The organism is Atribacter sp., from assembly GCF_035418125.1.
Classification (GTDB): domain Bacteria; phylum Atribacterota; class Atribacteria; order Atribacterales; family Atribacteraceae; genus Atribacter; species Atribacter allofermentans.
In genome coordinates, this window is sequence record NZ_DAOLQM010000094.1 from 1 (window position 1) to 6,398 (window position 6,398).

Below are 6,398 nucleotides of genomic sequence, written 5' to 3' on the forward strand. Positions count from 1 at the left end.
CCAACAAGCTCAACAATTCTTTTCATTACACCCGGATAGGCATAAATCCAAAAACTGGAGGTATCAATGAGTAAATTCGGAAGATTCATTTGGGCTGCTTCTTCTAACCCAGAATAATTTATATAGTAAGGATACAAGGGGTTTTGATACAACCCAGCTAAATGAGCAGAAATGAATGTCGCCTGGGAATATTTTGAAGCCAACTCACCAAGAGTTCCAATCCTGGAAAAACCGGTCCCGGCCATGCAGGAAGTATGAAACAAAATGAGGGAGGTATGATCAACGACTCTTCTCACCAAATCTTTTCCCATTGGTGAAGATAGGTCATAACCATGATAGTCAGGATGTATTTTACATCCTACAATTTTTCTCTCTCTTCCTATGTATTCAAGATAACGAAAAGATTCGGGGAAAAAAGGATTGATCACCATATAGCCCCAAAGGTTGTCAAATTCTCGAACTGCTTCTAAAACTTCATTGTTTCCTTGGCAGGTATCATACATGATGCTCATTGCCGAAGAGACAAAACAATGATCAACACCGGCTTTTTGGGTCATTTCACTGACTTGCTTTGCATTGGCTGTCCAATTGGGGTGCAAGTTAACCGAACCAATATGTCCATGAACGTCAATTTTCATCTTCTCACCTTCAGACATTAAGTTCTAAATTTTAAACTTTTAAATCAATTGTTAATTACTATAAATTTAAAACTTTTAGGTTGTTGGCGGTTTTGGGTGCATATCAAGGGGAAAATAAGCGATGTCTTTGCATAATCCAGTGCTTTTCGAATACTCATTTCACAATCTTGAAATAAGGACCCAATATCATTTAGTTGGAGATGACTCATCGAAATTTTCTTATTCAGATTATTTTAACGTTAAAATGATAGCACAAATAAATTTTTTGTGTCAAGAGATATTACAATCTTCTCTGATCTGTAAAATATTGGAAAGATTGAAAGGCGTTCAAATCAAAATGCATAATGGAGACCCTCCTTAAATACCCCTTCAACGGGGAAATGTATTGAACAATTCCCCTCCTTGCCCTCTCAGCCTTTATAACGCCCGATTAATGAAGCGACCTGCCATGGCAGGTCGCTTCATGAGGTTTTTTATCCTTAGCTGGTGCAACGAAAGTGGCATGAAGGACTTTTCATGATAAATTTTTTTCCATGACTCGAAAATATTTGGATAAATAGGGTTTTCTTTCGCCAGTAAGGGAAAATCCCATCTTTTTCCAGAAATAAAAGCCTTGCATATTTCCTTCCAAAACCCCCAAGCGAATTTTCATCATAGAATTTTTTAATATTTCCTTTTCTACCATGAAATAAGCTTCTTTCCCCAAACCACAATTACGGTAGTTCGGATCGAGCATAAACAATCCAATGCATGCGCTGTTAGAATCTGGATAATAAAAGAGCAAGTCAACCACGCCAATAAGCTGACGGTTATTTGCTAAATATATCCCGTAGATCCTTTTCGAAGAAATATCATAACCTTCCGGATGATCATAAAATATTTTCTCAGCTGAATCTGGTTCAACCGGATGCTCATCTTGGAAAGTCAAAAATTCAGCACATTTATTGATTAAAAATTGCAGATTTGGTATGCCTCTTTTATTTATGATTTCTAAGTATACTTTCAATTCTTCATATCTAACCTCTCTTTGACACGGCCAGGAATAATTGAGTTATCCACTCCTAATAATTCGACATATTTTTGATAATATTTACGAGCTTCTTCCGGTTCTCCTAAGTTCCAGCAGACATCACCAAATTACCTTTTTTCACGAGTCACTCTTTGCCTTTCCCAGCATTTCCTGAGCCCAGCGCTGGGCTTTTTCCTTGGCTCCATTTGGATCGTTTTTTAAAGGTTCTTGAAATTCGATCTCTCCTAAAAATTGATTTCCTTTTAATACCTTTTTAAAATTATCAAAAGTTTTCCCAGCTTTCCCTCCACAACAAGCAAAGAAGGCTATTTTTTTCTTTTTGAGTTCAGTAGTAGTAAAAAGAGTCCGAAATGCCGGCGCATAACTCCCTGCCCATACTGGAGTTCCAAAATAGATCAGGTGGTAATCCCGAAGATCTTTTCCCAGAGGAAGAAGGGGAGGTCGGCTGCGAAAAATGACCTGCATGCCGCCGACAAAATATTTTAAAAAACCTTTGTATTTATAGGGACTTTTTATTCTCAATTCTAATAGGTCTGCATCAATTTTTTGCTGAATCGCTTTTGCGATATGACGAGTATTTCCATCCAAGGAATAAAAGCAAACTAAAGTCTTAATTTTTGTTGAAGCCATTAAACTTTTTCCCTCCTGATTAGCAGTTATTTCTCTTGATTTTTATCATCTCTTTTTTCTTCAATATTCTCTTCCCCAATCCTTACAATTTCAAACTTCACTTTGGTTAAAAGAGCTGCCATTGCCCCCAGCGCCGCCAGAATCGGAGCAACTAGGGTTACTATTCCACCGGCAACAACTCCAGTGGTTAAGGGTACTTCTAAAAGAAGGTCGCCATTTTCTTTTTTAATAATTAAACGCCGGACATTCCCTTCCTGAATAAGCTCTTTTATTTTTTCAATTATGTCGCGGGCATTGACTTCAATTTCCTCGGTCCAGGTATTTCGGTTAGTCATCATTTTTCCTCCTTCATTTCAAATAAATTTAATCTATGAATCTCATTTCAAATGCTGTTTTTGTAAATAGATTGATAACCTCATCTTTTAGATTCTTTCTTTACAAAAATTTTAAAGGATGAGATTCTCACGTCGTCAGGTAAAAGACACCAGATTCCTCAGAATGACAAATTAAAAAATGCCGTCATCTTGAGCATTACTTTCCCGAGTACGATTCTCATTCTTTTTGAAATTTTCATTCTCCCCCTCGCCCCTCTCCCCTGATTGAAGACCTCACTTCTTCGCTTTCCTCTCCCCTGATTGAAGACCTCACTTCTTCGCTTTCCTCTCCCCTGGTGGGAGAGGATGAAGGTGAGGGGGAAACCTGAGCACCTCTACCAAGTTCATTTTCAAAAAACCTAACCTGGATCTAAATCTGAACTTTCACCCTCATCCCGACCTTCTCCCATCAAGGGAGAAGGAATCAAAAAGTCGCTCTTCGGCGTTTTCCGCCAATACTACCTCGCCCCCTAAGTCTTTATCACGCCCGATTAATGAAGCGACCTGCCATGGCAGGTCAAATCTTGGGCTTTCATCCTCACCTGATGCTATGAAATGGCATGAAGGTCATTTCTAAAAAAAGGTATTAAGCATTATCCCACTCTTTCAAGAATTTCTGGACCATCGTTTTTGGGATTGTTAACTAATTTTGATATGGGATAGGCTTGCATTTTAATTTCGGGATAGGGCGCTAAAAGCGGAATAATTTGAGATATATCAGTAGATGGATAAAGCCATATATCGTAAACACTCTCAGGCATAATAACTGGCATACGGTCATGGATTGGGCGGACCAGTTCATTTGCTTCAGTGGTTAATATGGTAAATGTTTCCAAGAAATTATTATCGTGTACCCATCGCTCCCATAATCCTGCAAAAGCAAAGGTTTTCATTTCTTTCATTCCAATAAAATAGGGATTTTTGGTAGTTCCTTCCCGTTTCCATTCAAAAAAACCACTGGCGGGTATCAGCGCTCTTCTCCTCTGGAAGGCGCTGCGAAACGAGGGTTTTTCTTGAATGGTCTCGGAACGGGCGTTAATCATTCGGTCTCCGATAGAAGGATCTTTGGCCCAGGAAGGTACTAATCCCCATTTCATGCTGGATAGCTTTTTCTTATTATCCTTTTCCAAATAAGTGATTACCGGCACGGTTTGACTAGGAGCAATATTATACCGGGGGTTGAACTCTTCATCCAATCTCAACCCAAAAATTTTTTCTAATTCTGCCGGTGTAATAATCAAGGCAAATCGTCCACACATATAATTATTATACCGAAGCTTTAAAATATATAAAAGGGATATGCCGCTATACCAAGTAACCAAACCTCTTTATCTTGACCTCCTCCCCTGGCTTTCCATCATTTCCAAGTTTGCAAAAAAATGAAAATATGGCACAATAATAAATATCAATATAATAGGAGGGACATAAATGTTTAAAAAGCTCTCTGTTTTTTCTCTTCTTTTAGTGTTGGTTTTAGTTATGGGAACGGTGGTTTTTGCTCAAGAAAAAGAAGCTGGAGAATTGTATTTTCGCTTTGTAACCCACGGAGGAGACGATCCCTTTTGGGCGGTAGTCGTCAAGGGAGCCCAGGATGCAGCTAAACTACTCAACTGCAAGGTGGATTTCGATTTGGTTGGTGGAGACCTTGCCCTGCAACAAAAAAGAATGCAAGAAGCAATAGCAATGAATGTCGATGGAATTGCCCTAGTTATTAATGATGATACGGTTTGGGATAAATTAGTGGTAGATGCTTTAGCCAAGGGTATTCCAGTAGTAGCCATCGATAATGACGATACCGAGGGTGATAGAGGAAACTCGCGCTTAACTTATATTGGGCAGGATGAATTCAAAGCTGGTTATGATTTGGCAATGCGGCTCTTTGAGGAAGGGAAAAAGAAAGGATTAGACCTCAGCCAAGCTCATGTAGCGATGTCAGTTGAAGTTCCAGGAGCGATGTATGGTGTTGTTCGTTCCGATGGTGTTAAAAAAGCTATGGAAGAATTCGGTATCACTTCATCGGAGATCATCGATGCCGGTGGTTTGGAAATGACTACCGTTGAGCAAAGACTGACCTCTTATCTCATTTCCCATCCTGAAGCAACCTTTATAATCGGCTTGGGTGGAATTGTAACCGATCGATTAACCGATGCCCTGAAAGCGGTTGGAAGACAGGCTGGTGAAGTTATCGCTGGAGGTTTCGATATGACTCCGGGAACGCTAGTTGGATTAAAAGAAGGTTACATGACCGCTGCGATTGATTCACAGCAATATCTAGCTGGTTTCTACGGGGTGTTGGTCCTCTATCATTACAAACTTTACGGTTTCCTTCCAACCGTGAAAACCGGTGGATTCCTGATCGATAGCCCGGAAAAAATTGAACAAATTGAGGTTCTTTCTAAAGATTATATCCGGTAAATACTTAATCATTGCAAAAAACCGCGGTTTAAGAAAGGTTTCCCCCTTAACCGCGGTTTTTTTTATTTATTGATTATTGGGAAGGTTTTCCCACCGCCATCAATACAACTGGTTCAATGTTTTCTTCATTCAGAACCTCGATTATTTTTTCTTGGTTGTACATACCAATAACATAGCTTCCCAATCCACGATCTACGGCCATCAAACTGATATTTTGAACCACCTCACCGGCTTCAAAGTAAGCGAATTTATCATTCATTCGGGAAGACTTATCCCGATGAAAAACGATTAAAAAAACCATCGATGCATTCTGCACTGCTCTTTGATTGGTTATTTTGGTTAATGCCTCAGTCACATTGACGCTTGGAATTTCTTGGAGGGCATGTTTTTCCGGCAAGTACAGGTAAATATTGGATGGGAGGTTTTCAACCTGTAAGGCAAATACATACACATCGATGGGATAGATTCCCATGGCTGAAGGAATGGTTCGGGTAGCATGAGAAACGCTATCAACCTGGGGGCTTTTTATTCCACTTCCCGCCCAGAGAACCAGAGCCAGATCCTTCAGCGCTACTGGTTCAGTTGCATACTGTCTTTCCGCCTTTCGTTCAATTATGGCTGAGATCAAATCATTATCATTGTACTCAATCTGGGGAAGAGTGACGAGCTCATTTCCATTTGCTAAAAAGCTCATGAACATCACCAACAAGGCTATCAAGGAAACTATCCAGACAAAAGAGAAAAGTTTGGTTCTTGGATACACCATAGTTAAACCTCCTGTGATTTTAAATCAATCAGATTTATCGATAATTCTTCCATTGAGATCAACCGGAACCGCACCATTAGCGATAAATAAACGATTGGCGCTTTTTTCATTTTCTTCGGGATATCTGACAAAAAAGGTTTTATTTTGCCTCAATCCTCTCAGGATCCACCTCCATATTTGCCTTTTCTCAAGAGCGTCAGCAATGTAGATGTCCTTAGCCAATCCATATTGTAACAAATCCCGCTGCAGAGCCCATTTCTTTCCGTTGTTGTTTTTTGGAAAGATAGTACTGAGGAATAGCACTTGGTCATTTATGAGATATTGATCGAAATCATCCAGCGGTCTTTTTAAAGAAAGCACTCCCTGGTCCAAAATGACTAAAGATCGCCCTCCAAATTGGAGACATAAATTGAGAATATAACGATGATAACCAGGTTCAATGCTGGTTATCATCGTTATCTCTTCTTGAACGAAACGGCGTATGAGGTTCTGGATAAATATGAGCCCGTTTCCAGAACCGCGGTTCGAACCTAAAATACACGCTG

General features: G+C 39.7%; 8 protein-coding genes. 1 reads left to right on the forward strand and 7 read right to left on the reverse strand.

Annotated elements, in window-relative coordinates; genetic code table 11:
- From PLK24_RS06080 to PLK24_RS06100, 5 genes are all read right to left on the reverse strand, one after another.
- A partial coding sequence (locus PLK24_RS06080; protein ID WP_324477296.1) for an amidohydrolase family protein occupies positions 1-638 on the reverse strand: 638 nt, incomplete at its 3' end.
- A 514-nt stretch (positions 639-1,152) separates the two neighbouring features.
- Positions 1,153-1,644 carry a GNAT family N-acetyltransferase gene (locus PLK24_RS06085; RefSeq protein WP_324477298.1) on the reverse strand — a complete coding sequence of 164 codons (492 nt, stop codon included), beginning with the start codon at positions 1,642-1,644 and terminating at the stop codon, positions 1,153-1,155.
- Between the two features lie 141 nt (positions 1,645-1,785).
- Entirely contained in the window at positions 1,786-2,298 is a 513-nt protein-coding gene (locus PLK24_RS06090) for a flavodoxin family protein (protein ID WP_324477300.1), read from the reverse strand.
- 26 nt (positions 2,299-2,324) lie between these two features.
- Positions 2,325-2,636 (reverse strand): DUF4342 domain-containing protein, encoded by a 312-nt coding sequence (locus PLK24_RS06095; RefSeq protein ID WP_324477302.1) that lies wholly within the window; start codon positions 2,634-2,636, stop codon positions 2,325-2,327.
- Between the two features lie 629 nt (positions 2,637-3,265).
- A complete protein-coding gene (locus tag PLK24_RS06100; protein WP_324477304.1) occupies positions 3,266-3,994 on the reverse strand; it encodes an SOS response-associated peptidase in 729 nt (242 codons plus the stop codon).
- Positions 3,995-4,100: 106 nt separating this feature from the next.
- Here PLK24_RS06100 and PLK24_RS06105 point away from each other — a divergent pair, with 106 nt between their 5' ends.
- Entirely contained in the window at positions 4,101-5,087 is a 987-nt protein-coding gene (locus PLK24_RS06105; protein ID WP_324477306.1) for a substrate-binding domain-containing protein, read from the forward strand.
- A 73-nt stretch (positions 5,088-5,160) separates the two neighbouring features.
- Here PLK24_RS06105 and PLK24_RS06110 read toward each other — a convergent pair whose 3' ends face one another.
- Both PLK24_RS06110 and PLK24_RS06115 read right to left on the reverse strand, forming a co-directional pair.
- Complete coding sequence (locus tag PLK24_RS06110; RefSeq protein ID WP_324477308.1) at positions 5,161-5,853, reverse strand: SagB/ThcOx family dehydrogenase; 693 nt, start codon at positions 5,851-5,853, stop codon at positions 5,161-5,163.
- A gap of 24 nt (positions 5,854-5,877) precedes the next feature.
- A partial coding sequence (locus PLK24_RS06115) for a hypothetical protein (RefSeq protein ID WP_324477310.1) occupies positions 5,878-6,398 on the reverse strand: 521 nt, incomplete at its 5' end.